Genomic DNA, 19,661 nt, shown 5'->3' on the forward strand with positions numbered 1-19,661 from the left:
ATTTAGCATCCAAGCTAAACATTAGATATATCTTAACACAGACAATATATTAACCACCGCAAGAAAGAACGTAAGTGCCTACTTAAAATACAGTCGAAAAAAATAAGAAAATGCCTAGAAAAGCCTTTTTGTGTAACCAACGGAAACAAAAAGTCAAATTGATTGAACTATTGAATGGGGATATTTGAATATATATTTTTAACAGCCAAAAAATAAAATGGCAAGGAATTCCGCGGGTAACGCTAGAAATTAAACCTCTCTGTATCTCTGCCGTTAATAATGTCAAAAAATAGAAGGGCCACCCTATTTCTATGTAGCCCTTTGTTTAACAATGCTAAATCAGAATTGGACTATTATTATCTGACAATAATATCCACACGGCGGCTGTTGACATTACAGCCCGCCCCCTGATGATTGGCACTGGCCACACAGCCTTCGGCACTTTGAGCCACGCCCATGCCACTGACGTTAGTGATCAGGCTCTCGCTGACGCCAGCGCTGATCAATGCCTCGCGGATGGTATTAGCCCTGGCCTGTGACAAGCGCTGATTTGACTCTGGGTTACCAATAGCATCGGTGTAACCTACCAACTGAATGTCGGCGACGTTATTTCCCTGCTTGAGAAACGCAATCACGTTATCCAATTTAGCCACTGAGGACGGCAAAATAGAACCGTAACTGCTCTTGCCAAAACGGAACTGTACGCTTTCCTGAATCAGCACTGCGCCGCCACCGTTGACATACTCACAAGGTTTGACTTGTGAAGCACGGTTGATAATACGCGTTTGCTTGTGCATAGACTTCAGCTCAGCTTCTGCTGTCGCCCTTTCAACCAAGGCCGCCGTACTGCCATTTGCCCCCGGATTCACTTGCAGGAAATAGGTCTCTGAACCCTTGACACTCAGCTGATGGGCTGGATTCTTTTTCCCTTGATACAGCGGCTGATCCTGGAAGTAGGACTCAATCGCATGCCCGCCCGGTGCCACACAAAATACCGTAAACTCGCCAGGCAACAATGCGGATTGCAGTTCGCGATCCACATTGACGGTTGCTGGAAGATTACCCTGTGGATAATAGAAGACGACCTGAGCCAACTCAGGTACGACTTTCGCCACAGGACGATAAGCGCTTGTGGTATCAGCAGAAGATTGATTGTTGTATACCGACTCAGCAGATGCGGTAAAAGAACACAATCCCGCAGCTAAAGTTAATACTGCAATATTGACGTATTTAAATCCATTACGAACAGCTTTCATTATATGCTCCAGGCTCACCTGATATATTTATCCATAAACGGCGACAATTTTCTCGGATCCGTTATCACACCCACAGGGTGATATATCCAAAAATGTTTACCAGATAATTAAATAACAACAAAATAGAACCCGCAGTTTTTACACTGCGGGTTCCGTTACCGGTTAAACAATGATTTGGTTATTCTGCAATAACGTTTCCAGATCGGTATGCACATTCGCCAACGTCACTACGCTGGTAAAGGCATGCTGCCCGCCCTGGCCATCACGGTCGATGCTGATCACCGTATCGCTGCCGGAAGTCTCCACCTTCAGGTACTTGAGAATACCTTGGGAAGAGTAGTCCAGCTCCATCTTGCCATCATCCTGGAAGAAGGAGATCGGGCCGTTGTAGTCCAGCAGATCGCTCAGGTCGATCAGGTCGGCGTCTTTGTCAGTGACGACGTTGCCAACGTGGAAGCCATGGACCGTGTCGTGACCGTTACCGCCCGTCCCGTCATTCGCCATACCCGCCAACACGTTATACATCAGCGTGTCGTTGCCCCCGTTAGTCAGGTAGAACGTATCATCGCCACCCCGGCCTTCAAACAGGTTGTTTGCCGAGTTGTCGGTGAAGGTGTCGCCCTGATTGCTGCCGATCAAGCCTTCGATACTGACCAGCTTGTCGTTACCCTGGCCCGTCGCGGTCCCCGTCCACAGGTTGGCCGTAATGGCACCTGATGAACGGCTGTAATCGACGATGTCCATGCCCGCAGAGGCACTCCAGACCGCCTGACCACTCACCACCTGGTTCCAGCCGCCACCCCCGGTGTAGGTATCGTCACCCGCTGAACCGAAGAAGGTGTCGTTATACCCGGTGCCGATGATCCCGCCGGTGCCGATGGTATTGTTGGCATCGTTGGTGTTTTCCGCCGTCAGCACATAAGCATCATGCGCCTTGCCGGTCGTCAACCCACCCCAGTTTTCATTCACCGTGGTGTTGATATTGCCACCCTGCTCACCGGCAAAGGCTCCGACGTGGTTAGCCGTACCGTTGGTGATGCGCAGCAGCTGTACCGAGTACACTTCGTCCGGGTTCAACCCGAAGAAGCTCACCAGGCCCATGCTGTTGCTGGAGCCGGACGCCTGCGGGTTAATCAGCTGCGTCGCCACCAGGTTACCCTGCGAGTCATACAGCTTGACGGTGTTGCTGTAGAAGGTATTGATGCCGTTGCCGTCAACAATACGGATCTGCAGGCTGGTCCCGTCTGCCGCGATGTTGGTGTTTTTCACCAGCAACGTTGGTGCAGACGCATCGCCAGACACCACCGCGGCGTCAGCGCCGGAGCGGTACAGCACCAGGTCCATCGAGCCGTCCCAGTCGTAGTCCAGCGCTACCGCCCCCGTCAGGTTGTTGTAGGTTCCGCTGGTCAGCTTGACCGCATTGGTTCCCCAGACATTGTTACCCTGGTTCAGGTACAGCGTCGGGCTGCCGGTCACACCGGAGCGTGGCACTTCGATGATGTCCATCTTGCCATCGTGGTTCCAGTCCACCGCCAGCGACGTTCCGCCATCCAGGCTGTCACCGAACCACAGCGCCTGCGCATCGGTGGCCATCAGCTTGCCGGTCTTGTCGTTCAGGTAGATACGGCTTTCGTTACCGTCCGCCGCATTTTTCGCCCCGCGGCTCAGGAACAGATCCAGCCAGCCATCCCCGTTGTAGTCGGCATAGGTCATCGAGATCGACAGGTTGCCGTAGTCATCTGCACCGTCACTGCGGAACACGTTGGCGTAATAGCCCACCTGACCAAAGGTGGTCGAGGTGGTGCCGTTGGTCTGGTTGTAGAGGATCCCCAGCCCACGTGAACCGTTGCCAGCGTAGACACCCGCGCCGTTGTAGTCGATGTGCGCAGTGATATCCACCGTGCCGTTGTTGTCGATATCGACCGCCCCCACTTCGTGCAACACGCTCAACGCGGCAGGAATGACCCCACCAGGGTGCCCATTAGGTGCAGTGCCACCACTCGTGTACGTACCATTCTCATAGGTCAGCGTCCCATTGACGTTCTTGATAAACGAAATGGAGTCCGACTCTGAGTCGGCCAACACGAAGTCCAGATAGCCATCACCCTCACGGTCATAGGCAATCGCGCCCCCCAGGTGGTTCAGGGTACCCTGATCCAGCGCCTGCGCCGTGTAGCTGCCATTGGCATTCTGCATCCAGTAAGCAGTACGCCCCCCGTTACCATAAGAGCTGACCTGCGACATCACATCGGTCAGACCATCGCGGTTGATATCCGCAAAGGTGGCCGAGTTGATAAAGCGGCCATAGCCCGCCTCGTTAACGTTATAGCCAGCCCCGTTGGTGGTGGATGGCTGTGCCAGATACGTTGAGGTGTAATCCTCCTGCGAGGTGGCGTTATAGACACGCCCGGCGTTAGCCGTCGTGGTCCCTGAAGTGCCACGCACGCTTTGGAAGAACGACCACAACCCGTCCTGGCTGATGGTCACTGCCGCCGCGTTCAGGCCATAGCCTTCTGCATCGGTCGTGCCGCCCCACGACTGTTGAATCAGCGTACTGCCGCCGCCATCGGTAACCCCAATGCTGGTGGAGGAACTCATGGCTGAACGGTTACCCGCCTCATCCCACACCATAAACGCGATGTTATGCGCGCCAGAGGGCAGTGTGGTACTCAATGTCCAGGTACCGTCCGCGGCAACTTTGGCAAACCCGATAACCTGATCCAGACCTTCCTGGTAGGTACCGTTACGGTTCACATCGCTGACCAGCGAAACAATCGCCCCGGCCTCAACCTTGCCATAAGTGCTGCTGTTGAAGACGAACGTGGTGGTGTTATCCACAATCTGCGGCACGTTTGGTGCGCCGAGAATACTGTCCGGCGCTTCCAGATCGATCACCACCTGATAACTGTTGGCAAATTGGGTGTTGGTGCCAACGTTACCGGCAGAATCAATCACCCGCAGTTGGTAACCCACCGTGGTGCTCTGCGTGACCGCATCCAGCGTGTAATTCCACTGGCTTCCGCTCTGTGACAGCAGCGTTTTCCAGGTGATACCGTTGTCCAGCGAGATCTGCAGATACTGGTTGGCCTGCAATGCCGCACTCAGGTTGCCGTTCAACGTTACGGTACGGTCACGGGTGACCATATCGTTGTTGGTTGCCGTCGCACTGTGGCTGAACAGATCGCCGCTCACCAGACCATTGCTGGTATCGGTAGTGATCCCCGTAGTGGTGGTCAAGCCATTCAGGTTCGGCCCACCGGTAGCGATGGTCAGTGCATGCGCATCGGTGCTGCCGATATTGCCTGCCTGATCAACCACCCGCGCATCGATGGTGTAGTTACCCGAACTCAGCGGTTGGCTTTGCAGATCCACCGTCCAGTTGCTGGCCGTGGTGCTGGCCGCCTTGGTCCAGGTCTTGCCACCATCCACACTGACTTCGACCCACTCATCGGCCAGCAGCGCTTTGTTCAGCGTGCCGTTAATCAACAGCGTGGTATCGCTGGTGTTAAAGTCAGAGTTACTGACCCCCAGGTCATCACTGATCGACGTAATCGCGATAGCTGCATCCGAAATCGCCGTGTCAACAATGATGGTCCATGGTGCACTGGCTGCACCGACGTTACCCGCCTTGTCGGTAGCAACCGCAACCAGCGTGTAGCTGCCGTCGGTTAACGCCTTGTCATCGGTCAGTATCAACACCCACTGGCCATTGGTGTCAGCCAGCGCCGTCCCCAACAGAACACGGTTTGACGCATCGATCTGATTATAAATCTGAACGGTGCTGTCTTTTTCCGCCGTGCCTTTGATTTCAGGCGTCGTGTCGTTAGTCGCATGACCGCTGATCACGGTACCGAGCACAGGCAGGGTGTTGTCCACAACATCGGTAATATTCGGTGCCACAGGTGCCACAGTATCAATGGTCAAGCTGAAGTTAATCGGCGTTAACGCATTACCTGAAGCATCAGTACCACTGACCACAAAGTTATGAACACCTTCGCTCAATACGGTTCCCGGTTCGAAGCTCCAGTTACCTGAGGTGTCAACCTTCACGCTGCCCAGAACCGTACTGGCACCATCTTTGATGGTGACAGTGCTGCCCGCAGTCGCAGTGCCCACGAACGTTGGTGTGCTGTCGTTAGTCACATCACCATTGTTCAACAGACGTGTACCGCTGTCAGGCTCAACGTTATCGATCACCTGTTGCAGTTTCAGATCGCCTGGCACCGTATCGACAGTGATAGCAATGCCATCAACTTTGCCGCTGCTGTTGCCCGCTTTATCCGTCACTTCAGTGGCGAACTGGTAATTACCATCCGGCAATGCTGCCGTCGGCGTATAGACCCAACTGCCGTCTGGGCTGGTGACCGTCACGCTGCCAATCACATCGCCATTGGCATAGATAGTGACCGTGCTGCCGGTTTCCGCATTACCTTTGAAGGTTGGCGTATTGTCATCACTCACGGCACCGTTAACCAATGTTCCCTGTACAGACCCTACGTCATCGCTGACAGTCAGGCTCGACACCGGATTCGGTGGCGTTGCGTCAATGGTGATCGCCTGAGAGCCGCTGTGCGCACTCTCTTGCCCAGCACTGTTGGTTCCCGTCACGCTAAAGTTGTAAGCACCATCCGGCAGTTTGGTGGTTGGCGTAAAGCTCCAGTTACCACCAGGGCCGGCCGTAGTCGTACCTACCACGGTATTACCATTGTAAATGGTAATAGTGTCGCCTTCCGCAACCGCTGAAGTACCGCTCAACGTTGGCGTATTGTCCTTAGTCAAGGCACCGTCTGTCAGGATGACATGAGTCGCCCCGCTATCATCGACAATGCTGCCGATAGTCGGTGCACCTGGCGTCAACGACAGGGTGACGTCATAGCTACTGCCCGGCTTGGCGGTATTACCCACCTTGTCGGTTTCTGCTACGGTCAGCTTGTTCAAGCCATCGTACAGTGACCCGGTTGGCGTCAATTCCCATGAACCATCGCTGGCCACGGTTGTGGTGCCAAGCACCTTGGTGTTGCCATCAGCATCAGTAGTGGAAACCGTAATGGTATCCCCAGCTTCTGCCCCGGTTCCTTTAATCACTGGCTTACGATCGTCCAGAATACCGCCCTGGTTAACCGGCCCGGTCACACTACCCACGTTATCCGTCACACCTGTGATGGCAATTTTACTGACATCCGGTGGTGTGAAGTCCAACGTCAGACTAAAGGTGTTGGATGGCGCACTGATGTTACCCGCCGCGTCCGTCGCCGTGACCGTAAAGCGGTGCTCGCCTTCCGCCAGCTTGCTGGTCGGGGTAAAGCTCCACTGGCCGGTAGCATCGGTCTGTACCGAGCCCAGCAACCCGTTCTGATCGGCGATCTTCACGATGCTGTTGGCTTCCGCACGGCCCGACAGCGTTGGCGTCGGATCGTCCGTTGCACTGCCGCTGGTCATGTTTTGTGGCTGCACGCTGCCCACATCATCCGCTGCCGAGTCAATGGTCGGTGCAACAGGGGCTACCGAGTCAACCGTAAACGCCCAGTTGCTGCTGGTGCTGATGCTGCCCGCCGGATCTTTGGCACTGGCATTCAGGCTGTGTGCACCCTGACCCAGGTCGACCGCTGGCGTGAAGCTCCAGTTGCCGCTGCCGTCCGCCGTCACGCTGCCCAGCACCGTACTGCCGTCGCTGACCGTGACCACGCTGCCGGCCTTCGCCGTGCCGTTCAGCGTCGGACGGGTGTCGTCCGTCACGCCGTTCTGCACGATGTTGCCCTGCACGCTGCCCACGTCATCGACCAGACCGCTCAGTTGTACCTGACCCGGCACCACATCTACCGTCACCGCCAGGTGTTCCCCTTCGGCACTGGTGTTGCCCGCGCTGTCGGTGACCGTGGTGGTGAAGTCGTGTGCACCGTTGGTCAGCGGGGTGCTTGGCGTCAGGCTCCAGTTGCCGTTCACATCCGTGGTGGTACTGCCGATCACGTTGCCGTTATCCAGCACGGTGACCACGCTGCCCGCTTCGGCCTTGCCGCTGAAGGTTGGCGTGTTGTCGTCGGTGATGCTGCCCGTCATCAGTGGGCCCTTCACATTACCAAAGTCATCGGTCACCACCAGATCGGTCACTGGCGCTGGAGGCAAGGTGTCAACCACGATACCGAAGCCGCCAGTGCTCGGGCTGACCTGGCCGATGCTGTCGGTAACCGACGCCGTCAGGTTGTGGTTGCCTTCACCCAGTGGGGTAGATGGCGTAAAGCTCCACGCGCCGTTGCTGTCCGCCTTGACGCTGCCGATCACCGTACCGTTGTCGTACACGGTCACGGTGCCACCCGGCAATGCCGAGCCCTTCAGGGTCGGGGTGTTATCGTTGGTGATATCGCCCTTCTGCAACGCACCGGTGTGTGGAGCCACATCGTCTTCCACGCTGGTGATGGTCGGTGCCTGTGGGGGTACGGTGATCACAGTGATCGCGTACTCCGGCGAGGCCACGGTGGTGTTGCCCACCAGGTCGGTTTCTTTCGCGGTCAGCGTCGCCAGACCGTCTGCCAGTGGCAGGGTCGGTTTCAGTGACCAGGAGCCATCTGCCTGGACCGTCGCAGTACCGATCACGGTAGTGCCGTTGTACACCGTAATGGTGTTACCGGCTTCTGCCCCGGTGCCCTTGATGGTCGGACGGTTGTCATCGGTGGTCCCACCGGCAACCACGTTGCCCTTGTTCTCACCCACCTGATCGTCCACCCCGGTGATAACCACTTTGCTGGCATCCGGTGGTGTGAAGTCCAGCGTCAGGGTAAAGGTGTTGGACGGATCGCTGATGTTACCCGCCTTGTCCGTCGCCGTGACCGTAAAGCGGTGCTCGCCTTCCGCCAGCTTGCTGGTCGGGGTAAAGCTCCACTGGCCGGTAGCGTCGGTCTGCGCCGAGCCCAGCAATCCGTTCTGGTCATAGACCTTCACGATGCTGTTGGCTTCCGCACGGCCCGACAGCGTTGGCGTCGGATCGTCCGTCGCACTGCCGCTGGTCATGTTTTGTGGCTGCACGCTGCCCACATCATCCGCTGCCGCGTCAATAAACGGTGCGTTCGGTGCCACCGAATCGACCGTAAACGCCCAGTTGCCGCTGGTGCTGATGCTGCCCGCCGGATCTTTGGCGCTGGCGTTCAGGCTGTGTGCACCCTGACCCAGATCGGTGGTTGGCGTGAAGCTCCAGTTGCCGCTGCCGTCCGCCGTCACGCTGCCCAGCACCGTACTGCCGTCGCTCACCGTGACCACGCTGCCGGCCTTCGCCGTGCCGTTCAGCGTCGGACGGGTGTCGTCCGTCACGCCGTTCTGCACGATGTTGCCCTGCACGCTGCCCACGTCGTCGACCAGACCGCTCAGTTGTACCTGACCCGGTACGGCATCTACCGTCACCGCCAGGTGTTCCCCTTCGGCACTGGTGTTGCCTGCCTTGTCAGTGACCGTGGTGGTGAAGTCGTGTGCACCGTTGGTCAGCGGGGTGCTTGGCGTCAGGCTCCAGTTGCCGTTCACATCCGTGGTGGTGCTGCCGATCGCCTTGCCGTTGTCCAGCACGGTGACCACGCTGCCCGCTTCCGCCTTGCCGCTGAAGGTTGGCGTGTTGTCGTCGGTGATACTGCCCGCCGTCAGTGGCCCCTTCACATTGCCAAAGTCATCGGTCACCACCAGATCGGTTACTGGCGCTGGAGGCAGGGTGTCAACCACGATACCGAAGTCGCCGGTGGTCGGGCTGACCTGGCCGATGCTATCCATCACCGAGGCCGTCAGGTTGTGGTTGCCCTCACCCAGTGGGGTCGATGGCGTAAAGCTCCACGCACCGTTGTTATCGGCGGTGGTGCTGCCAATAGCCGTGCCGTTGTCGTACACGGTCACGGTGCCACCCGGCAATGCCGAGCCTTTCAGGGTCGGGGTGTTGTCGTTGGTGATATCACCCTTCTGCAACGCACCGGTATGCGGGGCCACATCGTCTTCCACCGAGCCGATCACCGGGGCTGCTGGAGCCTGGGTGCTCACCGTAAAGCCATACTCTGGTGAAGCCACGGTGGTGTTGCCCACCAGGTCGGTTTCTTTCGCGGTCAGGGCATACAGACCGTCTGCCAGTGGCAGGGTCGGTTTCAATGACCAGGAGCCATCTGCCTGGACCGTCGCGGTGCCAATCAGAGTGGTGCCGTTGTACACCGTAATGGTGTTACCGGCTTCCGCCCCGGAGCCCTTGATGGTCGGACGGTTATCATCGGTGATACCGCCCACCGCCACATTGCCTTTTATTGCGCCTACGGCATCGTCCACACCGGTGATCGCCACTTTGCTGGCGTCCGGTGCGCTGAAGTCCAGCGTCAGGGTAAAGGTGTTGGATGGCGTACTGATGTTACCCGCCGCGTCCGTCGCCGTGACCGTAAAGCGGTGCTCGCCTTCCGCCAGCTTGCTGGTCGGTGTAAAGCTCCACTGGCCGGTAGCGTCGGTCTGCGCCGAGCCCAGCAATCCGTTCTGGTCATAGACCTTCACAATGCTGTTGGCTTCCGCACGGCCCGACAGCGTTGGCGTCGGATCGTCCGTTGCACTGCCGCTGGTCATGTTTTGTGGCTGCACGCTGCCCACATCGTCGGCCGCTGAGTCAATGGTCGGTGCAACAGGGGCGACCGAGTCAACCGTAAACGCCCAGTTGCCGCTGGTGCTGATGCTGCCCGCCGGATCTTTGGCACTGGCGTTCAGGCTGTGTGCACCCTGACCCAGGTCGACCGCTGGCGTGAAGCTCCAGTTGCCGCTGCCGTCCGCCGTCACGCTGCCCAGCACATTGCTGCCGTCGCTCACCGTCACCACGCTGCCGGCCTTCGCCGTGCCGTTCAGCGTCGGACGGGTGTCGTCCGTCACGCCGTTCTGCACGATGGTGCCCTGCACGCTGCCCACGTCGTCGACCAGACCGCTCAGTTGTACCTGACCCGGCACCACATCTACCGTCACTGCCAGGTGTTCCCCTTCGGCACTGGTGTTGCCCGCGCTGTCGGTGACCGTGGTGGTGAAGTCGTGTGCACCGTTGGTCAGCGGGGTGCTTGGCGTCAGGCTCCAGTTGCCGTTCGCATCCGTGGTGGTGCTGCCGATCACGTTGCCGTTATCCAGTACCTTGACCACGCTGCCTGCTTCGGCCTTGCCGCTGAAGGTTGGCGTGTTGTCGTCGGTGATGCTGCCCGTCATCAGTGGGCCCTTCACATTACCAAAGTCATCGGTCACCACCAGATCGGTGGCCGGTGCCGGTGGCAGAGTGTCAACCACGATACCGAAGCCGCCAGTGCTCGGGCTGACCTGGCCGATGCTGTCGGTAACCGAGGCCGTCAGGTTGTGGTTGCCCTCACCCAGTGGGGTCGATGGCGTAAAGCTCCACGCACCGTTGTTATCGGCGGTGGTGCTGCCGATCGCCGTACCGTTGTCGTACACGGTCACGGTGCCACCCGGCAACGCCGAGCCTTTCAGGGTCGGGGTGTTGTCGTTGGTGATATCACCCTTCTGCAACGCACCGGTATGCGGGGCCACATCGTCTTCCACCGAGCCGATCACCGGGGCTGCCGGAGCCTGGGTGCTCACCGTAAAGCCATACTCTGGTGAAGCCACGGTGGTATTGCCCACCAGGTCGGTTTCCTTCGCGGTCAGGGCATACAGACCGTCTGCCAGTGGCAGGGTCGGTTTCAATGACCAGGAGCCATCTGCCTGGACCGTCGCGGTGCCAATCAGAGTGGTGCCGTTGTACACCGTAATGGTGTTACCGGCTTCCGCCCCGGTGCCCTTGATGGTCGGACGGTTGTCATCGGTGATACCGCCCACCGCCACATTGCCTTTTATTGCACCTACGGCATCGTCCACCCCGGTGATCGCCACCTGGCTCACATCCGGTGCAGAGTAGTCGGTGGTCAGATCGAACGGCGCGGATGGTGCGCTGGTGTTGCCTGCGGTGTCCGTCGCCGTGGTGGTGATGCTGTGCTCACCTTCCACCAGAGGGGTGGTCGGGGTAAACGTCCAGGCTCCGTTGTTGTCGGTCGTGACCGAGCCCAACAGTTTGTCGTTGTCGTACACCTTGATGACGCTGCCCGGTTCGGCTGTGCCGTTGAAAGTCGGGTTGGCGTCGTCGGTCACGCTGCCGCTGCTCAATGGCCCGCGCACGTCGCCCACGTCGTCTATCGCCCCGCCGATCACCGGCTGTGCTGGCGCTTCGGTGTCCACCTTCAGCTCAAACGCCGGAGAGGTCACGCTGTTGCCCGCCGCATCTTCTGCGGTCACGGTCAGGCTGTGGTTGCCGTCGCCCAGGTCGGTCTCTGGCGTAAAGCGCCAGCTGCCGTCCGGGTTCACGGTGGTGCTGCCCAGCACGGTATCACCGTCTTTCACGGTCACCACGCTGCCCGGCTTGCCGCTGCCGTTCAGTTCCGGACGTGCATCGTCCGTCACATCGCCCGGTTGCAGGTTGCCGGTATTCGGCCCCACGTTGTCGTTGACGGAACCCAGTTGTACCAGCACCGGGGTATCGTCCACCACGATGTTCACGCCCGGGCTGGGCTCGCTCACGTTGCCGGCCGGATCGGTCACGGTGGTGCTCAGATTATGCTCGCCGTTGTCCAGTGGCTCACTCGGGGTGAACGTCCAGTTGCCGTTCTCGTCGATCACGCTGCTGCCGATCACGTTGCCGTTGTCGATCACCGTGATGGTGTCGCCCGGCTCACCTTTCCCGCTCAGGGTCGGGGAACGATCGTCGGTAGTCTCGCCCGGCTTCACTTCACCGGTCTTCTCACCCACGTTGTCGGTGATGATCACTTCACCCGGTGCCGCCGGGGCCACGGTATCAATGACAATCCCGAAGCTGCCGCTTGGCGCGCTGACGTTACCCGCCGCATCGGTGGCAGTGATGTTCAGGCTGTGGCTGCCGTCTTTCAGCGCCGTTTCCGGCGTGAAGCTCCACTTGCCGTTGGCATCAGCGGTGACTGAACCGATCACTTGACCGTTGTCAGAAATGATCACTGTGCTGCCCGCTTCGGCAGTGCCGCTCAGGGTCGGGGTCGTGTCGTTGGTGACATCGCCCTTCTGCAAAGGCCCAACATGCGGCTCGGCGTTGTCCACCACGCTGGTGATCGCCGGTTGCGTCGGCACGGTGATGTCGATCTTGAGGTCATACGACGGGGTACTTGGCGTGGTCTTGTTGCCTGCCGCATCGACCGCCACGATGGTCAGCTGGTTGTTGCCTTCCAGCAGTGGCGTGGTTGGCGTCAGTGACCAGGTGCCATTGGCCTGCACGGTGGTGCTGCCAATCGGGTGATTGCCTGCGGCATCGGCCGCGTACACGATAATGGTGTCACCGGCGGTGCCGATACCGCTGATCAACGGCTGGCTGTCGTCGGTAATGCCGCCAGACACAATGGTGCCCTGCTCGCTGCCCACGCGGTCTTCCACGCCGGTGATCGCCAGGAACTCTGGCCCGGTCGGTGACGCGGTGTAGTCGGTGGTCAGGTCGAACGACTCGGATGGCGCACTGGTGTTGCCCGCTTTGTCCGTTGCCGTGGTGGTGATGCTGTGCTCGCCTTCCACCAGAGGGGTGGTCGGGGTAAACGTCCAAGCTCCGTTGTTGTCGGTCGTGACCGAGCCCAACAGTTTGTCGTTGTCGTACACCTTGATGACGCTGCCCGGTTCGGCTGTGCCGTTGAAGGTCGGGTTGGCGTCGTCGGTCACGCTGCCGCTGCTCAATGGCCCGCGCACGTCGCCCACGTCGTCTATCGCCCCGCCGATCACCGGCTGTGCTGGCGCTTCGGTGTCCACCTTCAGCTCAAACGCCGGGGAGGTCACACTGTTGCCCGCCGCATCTTCCGCGGTCACGGTCAGGCTGTGGTTGCCGTCGCCCAGGTCGGTCTCTGGCGTAAAGGTCCAACTGCCGTCCGGGTTCACGGTGGTGCTGCCCAGCACGGTATCACCGTCTTTCACGGTCACTGTGCTGCCCGGCTTGCCGCTGCCGTTCAGTTCCGGACGTGCATCGTCCGTCACATCGCCCGGTTGCAGGTTGCCGGTATTCGGCCCCACGTTGTCGTTGACGGAACCCAGTTGTACCAGCACCGGGGTATCGTCCACCACGATGTTCACGCCCGGGCTGGGCTCGCTCACGTTGCCGGCCGGATCGGTCACGGTGGTGCTCAGATTATGCTCGCCGTTGTCCAGTGGCTCACTCGGGGTGAACGTCCAGTTGCCGTTCTCGTCGATCACGCTGCTGCCGATCACGTTGCCGTTGTCGATCACCGTGATGGTGTCGCCCGGCTCACCTTTCCCGCTCAGGGTCGGGGAACGATCGTCGGTAGTCTCGCCCGGCTTCACTTCACCGGTCTTCTCACCCACGTTGTCGGTGATGATCACTTCACCCGGTGCCGCCGGGGCCACGGTATCAATGACAATCCCGAAGCTGCCGCTTGGCGCGCTGACGTTACCCGCCGCATCGGTGGCAGTGATGTTCAGGCTGTGGCTGCCGTCTTTCAGCGCCGTTTCCGGCGTGAAGCTCCACTTGCCGTTGGCATCAGCGGTGACTGAACCGATCACTTGACCGTTGTCAGAAATGATCACTGTGCTGCCCGCTTCGGCGGTGCCGCTCAGGGTCGGGGTGCTGTCGTTGGTGACATCGCCCTTCTGCAAAGGCCCAACATGCGGCTCGGTGTTATCCACCACGCTGGTGATCGCCGGCTGCGTCGGCACGGTGATGTCAATATTGAGGTCATACGACGGGGTACTTGGCGTGGTCTTGTTGCCTGCCGCATCGACCGCCACGATGGTCAACTGGTTGTTGCCTTCCAGCAGCGGCGTGGCTGGCGTCAGTGACCAGGTGCCATTGGCCTGCACGGTGGTGCTGCCAATCGGGTGATTGCCTGCGGCATCGGCCGCGTACACGATAATGGTGTCACCGGCGGTGCCGATACCGCTGATCAACGGCTGGCTGTCGTCGGTAATGCCGCCAGACACAATGGTGCCCTGCTCGCTGCCCACGCGGTCTTCCACGCCGGTGATCGCCAGGAACTCTGGCCCGGTCGGTGACGCGGTGTAGTCGGTGGTCAGATCGAACGGCGCGGATGGTGCGCTGGTGTTACCTGCGGTGTCCGTCGCCGTGGTGGTGATGCTGTGTTCACCTTCCACCAGAGGGGTGGTCGGGGTAAACGTCCAGGCTCCGTTGTTGTCGGTCGTGACCGAGCCCAGCAGTTTGTCGTTGTCGTACACCTTGATGACGCTGCCCGGCTCCGCTGTGCCGTTGAAGGTCGGGTTGGCGTCGTCGGTCACGCTGCCGCTGCTCAATGGCCCGCGCACGTCGCCCACGTCGTCTATCGCCCCGCCGATCACCGGCTGTGCTGGCGCTTCGGTGTCCACCTTCAGCTCAAACGCCGGGGAGGTCACGCGGTTGCCCGCCGCATCTTCTGCGGTCACGGTCAGGCTGTGGTTGCCTTCACCCAGGTCGGTCTCTGGCGTAAAGGTCCAACTGCCGTCCGGCTTCACGGTGGTGCTGCCCAGCACGGTGTCACCGTCTTTCACCGTCACCACGCTGCCCGGCTTGCCGCTGCCGTTCAGTTCCGGACGTGCATCGTCCGTCACATCGCCCGGTTGCAGGTTGCCGGTATTCGGCCCCACGTTGTCGTTGACGGAGCCCAGTTGAACCAGCACCGGGGTGTCGTCCACCACGATGTTCACGCCCGGGCTGGGCTCGCTCACGTTGCCGGCCGGATCGGTCACGGTGGTGCTCAGATTATGCTCGCCGTTGTCCAGTGGCTCACTCGGGGTGAACGTCCAGTTGCCGTTCTCGTCGATCACGCTGCTGCCGATCACGTTGCCGTTGTCGATCACCGTGATGGTGTCGCCCGGCTCACCTTTCCCGCTCAGGGTCGGTGAGCGGTCATCGGTGGTCTCGCCCGGCTTCACTTCACCGGTCTTCTCACCCACGTTGTCGGTGATGATCACTTCACCCGGTGCCGCCGGGGCCACGGTATCAATGACAATGCCGAAGCTGCCGCTTGGCGCGCTGACGTTGCCCGCCGCGTCGATGGCGGTGATGTTCAGGCTGTGGCTGCCGTCTTTCAGCGCCGTTTCCGGCGTGAAGCTCCACTTGCCGTTGGCATCAGCGGTGACTGAACCGAGCACTTGACCGTTGTCAGAAATGATCACTGTGCTGCCCGCTTCGGCGGTGCCGCTCAGGGTCGGGGTGCTGTCGTTGGTGACATCGCCCTTCTGCAAAGGCCCAACATGCGGCTCGGTGTTATCCACCACGCTGGTGATCGCCGGTTCGGAGGAGACAGGAATAAACAGGCTGATGTCATAGCTCGGTGAGGAGAGATCGGTACGGTTGCCCGCCGGATCCTGAGCCACGATCGCCAGGTGGTTGTCGCCTTCCAGCAGCGGCAGCTCAGGCGTCATGCTCCATTTGCCGTCCTGCTGCACCACGGCGCTGCCAATCAGATGCTGACCGGCGCTGTCGGTGGTGTAAACAAACACGGTGTCACCGGCGGTGCCGATACCGCTGATCAGCGGCTGGCTGTCGTCGGTCACCGCGCCGTTATCCACGGCACCCTGGCGATCGCCCACGCGGTCTTCCACCGCGGTAATGGCCAGATGATCCGGGCCCACCAGCGGCGGTGTGGTATCGACGGTAAAGTTCAAGGACTCGGACGGGGCACTTTCATTACCGGCCGGATCGGTTTCGGTCACGGTGATGCTGTGATCGGCTTCAGCCAACGGGGTCTCTGGTGTAAAGCTCCACTTGCCGTTGTCACCCACCACCACGGAGCCGATTTTTTCGCCGCCGTCATAAATGTTGACCGTGTTGCCCGGCTCACCCACGCCACTCAGTTTGGGCTGGGTGTCATCGGTGGAGCCACCGTTGACGATAGGCCCGGTGATCGGCCCGGTATTATCCTGCGCCTGCGCCACATCCGGTTTGCCCGGAGCGGTGGTATCGACCACGATCTCAATCGGGTTGGACGGTACGCTGCTATTGCCAGCCTGATCCACCTCAGTGACGACGAGCTGATGGCTGCCCTCAGTGAGGGGTTCATCAACGACATAGCTCCAGTTGCCCTGATCGTCGACCACGGTAGAGCCCAGCGGCTTGCCGTTATCCGTGATAATGATGACGCTACCCGGTTCACCCACCCCGTTCAGCTGTGGCTGGGTTTCATCCGTCACGCTGCCGTTGGTCAACGGGCCGGTGACGCTGCCGGTATTGTCAAGAATGCTGCCGATAGACGGCTGGGAAGGAGCCTGGGTATCGACCGTGAAGGTCAAACCGCCCGACGGCTCGCTCTGGTTGCCCGCCGGATCGGTCTGGGAAACGGTGAGGGTGTGGCTGCCGTCGGTCAGGTCGGTGTCGGGTTTGAAGGACCAGCGGCCATCTTCGTTGACTTCGGTTTCACCAATCACGGTGCCATTGTCATAAATGGTGACGGTGCTGCCGGCTTCGCCGCTGCCGCTCAGTTCAGGACGCGGATCGTCGGTCATGCCGCCGGCTGTAATTTCACCCACGGTGTCGCCGACTTTATCCATGACATGCTGGAGGCCCGGTGCATCCGGAGGGGTGGTATCGACGTTGAAATTCAGAGAGTCGGACGGAGAACTGACATTGCCCGCCGGATCGGTCTCGGTGATCACCAACTGGTGCGAGCCTTCGCCCAGGTCGGTGTCAGGGGTCAATGTCCAGTTACCATTGCCATCAATGACGGTGCTGCCGATGGCCTGGCCGTTGTCATACAGGGTGATGGTGTCGCCAGGGGTGCCCTGACCACTCAGGACAGGACGGGTTTCATCGGTGACGCTGCCGTTCTGAATCACGCCGGTGATAGCGCCCTTCTGGTCCAGCGCCTCGCCGATAGCGGGTTTGGCCGGTGGGGTGGTGTCAGCCGGGTTGTTGTCACCGTTGTTACGGTTATGATAGGCAATAGCGGCACCAGCACCGATCGCCGTCGCCGCAGCGACCCAACCGAGCAGGCCAAACAAGGCGTTATGATCGTCATCTGAGGAGGTAAATATCCCATTGCCGCTACCTAAAGCGGGGCCGCCTAAAGCGGCTGGTGACAACTCACCTTCACCGGTCAGATAACCATGTTCGTAGCCTTCACCAGATAACGGTACATAGGCATACAGTTGCCCATCTTCGGCCATCCCCAGCAGTACCGGGTTGTTGGCATCACCATTAAAGTAATCCTCAATAATGATGCTGGCTTTAGTGTCCCCTTCCTGGATGACATGTAGCGCTTTGCCTACACGTACCAGGGTAATATTCTCCGGTGCAAAGTCGTTACCCAAGTTTTTCAACAGGTATTTATTACCGTGAATCAGTTTAACTTTAACAGCCTTGTTTGCGTTCGCAGTCAACAGCCGGGTTTTTCCTTCTCCGCTGTTAACAGCCAGAACTATTGTTTTATCCATGTATGTCATAACTCCAGACGTAGTTCCGATTAAAATTTAATTACATTCCCTGATAGCAACCTATCCTCGTACTGTTATACGAGTTAATCACCGAACATCTTATCACCAATTATTCCCTCAAATGACGCCTCCAAATCGGGGTATAACCACACAAAAACATCACGCTAAGTAAAAATAAGACCCACCCAATCAAAAACAAAAATAAGCCATTGTTTTTAATGTATTTTCAATTAAAAAAAACACAAAAATTCACACAATTATAGGAAAAAATAATCCTTGGATTAAATAAATAATCCATTACTACTAATGTAAAATTAGTGATTTTTTAGGATTATTCTAATTCAACATTTAATAAAAAATAACACATAAGATAAGGGTTTATTTTTAATGGATAGAAAAAAAGAAATAGTATGAGTGCATATTGGCACCCATAAATTTCATTAACCATGAGTCACTCAAGAAGTAGAAATTGTTATCGCGGACAAGTTCAACGCCCTATGCTGGGAGTTGAGTCGCTCAGTTCGAAAATCTGCCAGTAGCGACCTTGAACTTGCACACCACAGGCTGCATCTCTAAACGGGGAGGAAGATCATAGAACATTGCCAACGTTTTCCTGTTTCGTGAACAGCAAAAAGCACAATGAATGTGATGAGATAAGCTCAAGCCCCATTCCTCCTCTTTCAGGCTGCCTATTGAAAGCAATAGACCTGATGAACCGTTTCGGCAAGCCAAGGGGCGCTGCCCCTCAAACTTATGGAGTTCCAACACACTAAGAGGGTATTGGAACAACCCAAAATAGTGACTTAATGCGTTGGACTAATGGGTAACCGCTTGGTACCAATTTTACGCAGTATATTAGATTTGTGTGCGCTGATGGTTTTTTGACTCCGTGACAGTTTGATTGAGATTTCCTTATTCGTTGCACCATCCAGGTACATCTTCAGGATCTCCATCTCACGCCGTGTCAAACCAACAGACTCAAAATAGGCTTCATTAAACAATTCTGAATTGTCATTCTTCAGGTTATAAATATCCCATGAATAACAATATCCACCGGCCAGAACCATATTTATCGCATTAAGGAAAAACTCGACACCACTTTCATACTCAATGACGCCGCGCACATTGTTCAAGTGATTGAAGAATTTATGCAATGGTTGCTCTTTTTTTGCCAGAATAAGAACAGGGATGTCAGACATCAACAGTAGTTTCTTAAAATTCTCAACCGGCTGTGTATCGAGTTTTTTGCCATCAATAATACAGATATCATAAGGATCTGATAATGCCTTATTGCTGCACTCATCCACACCTTTTAGAATAATTGATGACTCTGGATAACTGGTCTCAATAATGCGGATAATCCCTAAACTTCCAATGTTTTTTTCACCCAAGTATAAAACTTTCATCATACAATCCTGTTAATACTACGTCCATATACCCTTTATACTTGAAACTATAGGGGATCTAACAACCTTCACTCACTTGGATGCTGACGAGAACCAGCTCCTCGGTACTCATGCACACACTCCCCATTTCAAGGAGTTAAAAATCGATACCATACTGCCTGTGCGCTGGTGCATAAACACCGTTTATGAAGGTGTGGTAAGCAGTGACTAAAAATCCATTTATCGCCTTCTTTCTCATCAATGCTAATTAAATAGAGCTTGCATTAAATTAAATCAGGTCTGAGCTATCACTAATTACCATTACCCATATCGAGAATTATTTTACCTCTAATCAATAGAATAGAAATAAGATTTCACGCAATCACCATGTAAGATGATTCTTAAAAATAATCTCTATAAGGATTATCTTATGAAAATAATACATGAAAATTAGTGAGAAAAAAATAGAATCTGGTAACTATTCGTTTAAAAATCCGTAACTCATTGGTTTGTTTATGAGAAAATTCCTAACAGATAACCAAGGAAAATCCAGGCATACGGAAAAACAGTAAGATAACATGCAGGGTTGCAGGAAAATTCCTAA

Annotated in this window: 3 protein-coding genes; all 3 read right to left on the bottom strand. The window is 57.2% G+C overall.

Annotation, left to right across the window (positions count from 1 at the left end; translation table 11 throughout):
• Positions 1-356 precede the first annotated feature (356 nt).
• The 3 genes from ACX9GT_RS17510 to ACX9GT_RS17520 all read right to left on the bottom strand — a co-directional run bounded on the left by ACX9GT_RS17510 (position 357) and on the right by ACX9GT_RS17520 (position 19,081).
• A complete protein-coding gene (locus ACX9GT_RS17510; RefSeq protein WP_473187964.1) occupies positions 357-1,256 on the bottom strand; it encodes an OmpA family protein in 900 nt (299 codons plus the stop codon).
• Between the two features lie 162 nt (positions 1,257-1,418).
• Positions 1,419-17,618, bottom strand: coding sequence for an Ig-like domain-containing protein (locus ACX9GT_RS17515; RefSeq protein ID WP_473187965.1), 16,200 nt, complete (start codon positions 17,616-17,618; stop codon positions 1,419-1,421).
• Between the two features lie 857 nt (positions 17,619-18,475).
• Positions 18,476-19,081 carry a helix-turn-helix transcriptional regulator gene (locus ACX9GT_RS17520; protein WP_473187966.1) on the bottom strand — a complete coding sequence of 202 codons (606 nt, stop codon included), beginning with the start codon at positions 19,079-19,081 and terminating at the stop codon, positions 18,476-18,478.
• Between the last annotated feature and the right edge of the window lie 580 nt (positions 19,082-19,661).

Source organism: Serratia sp. YWN4 (genome assembly GCF_055790845.1).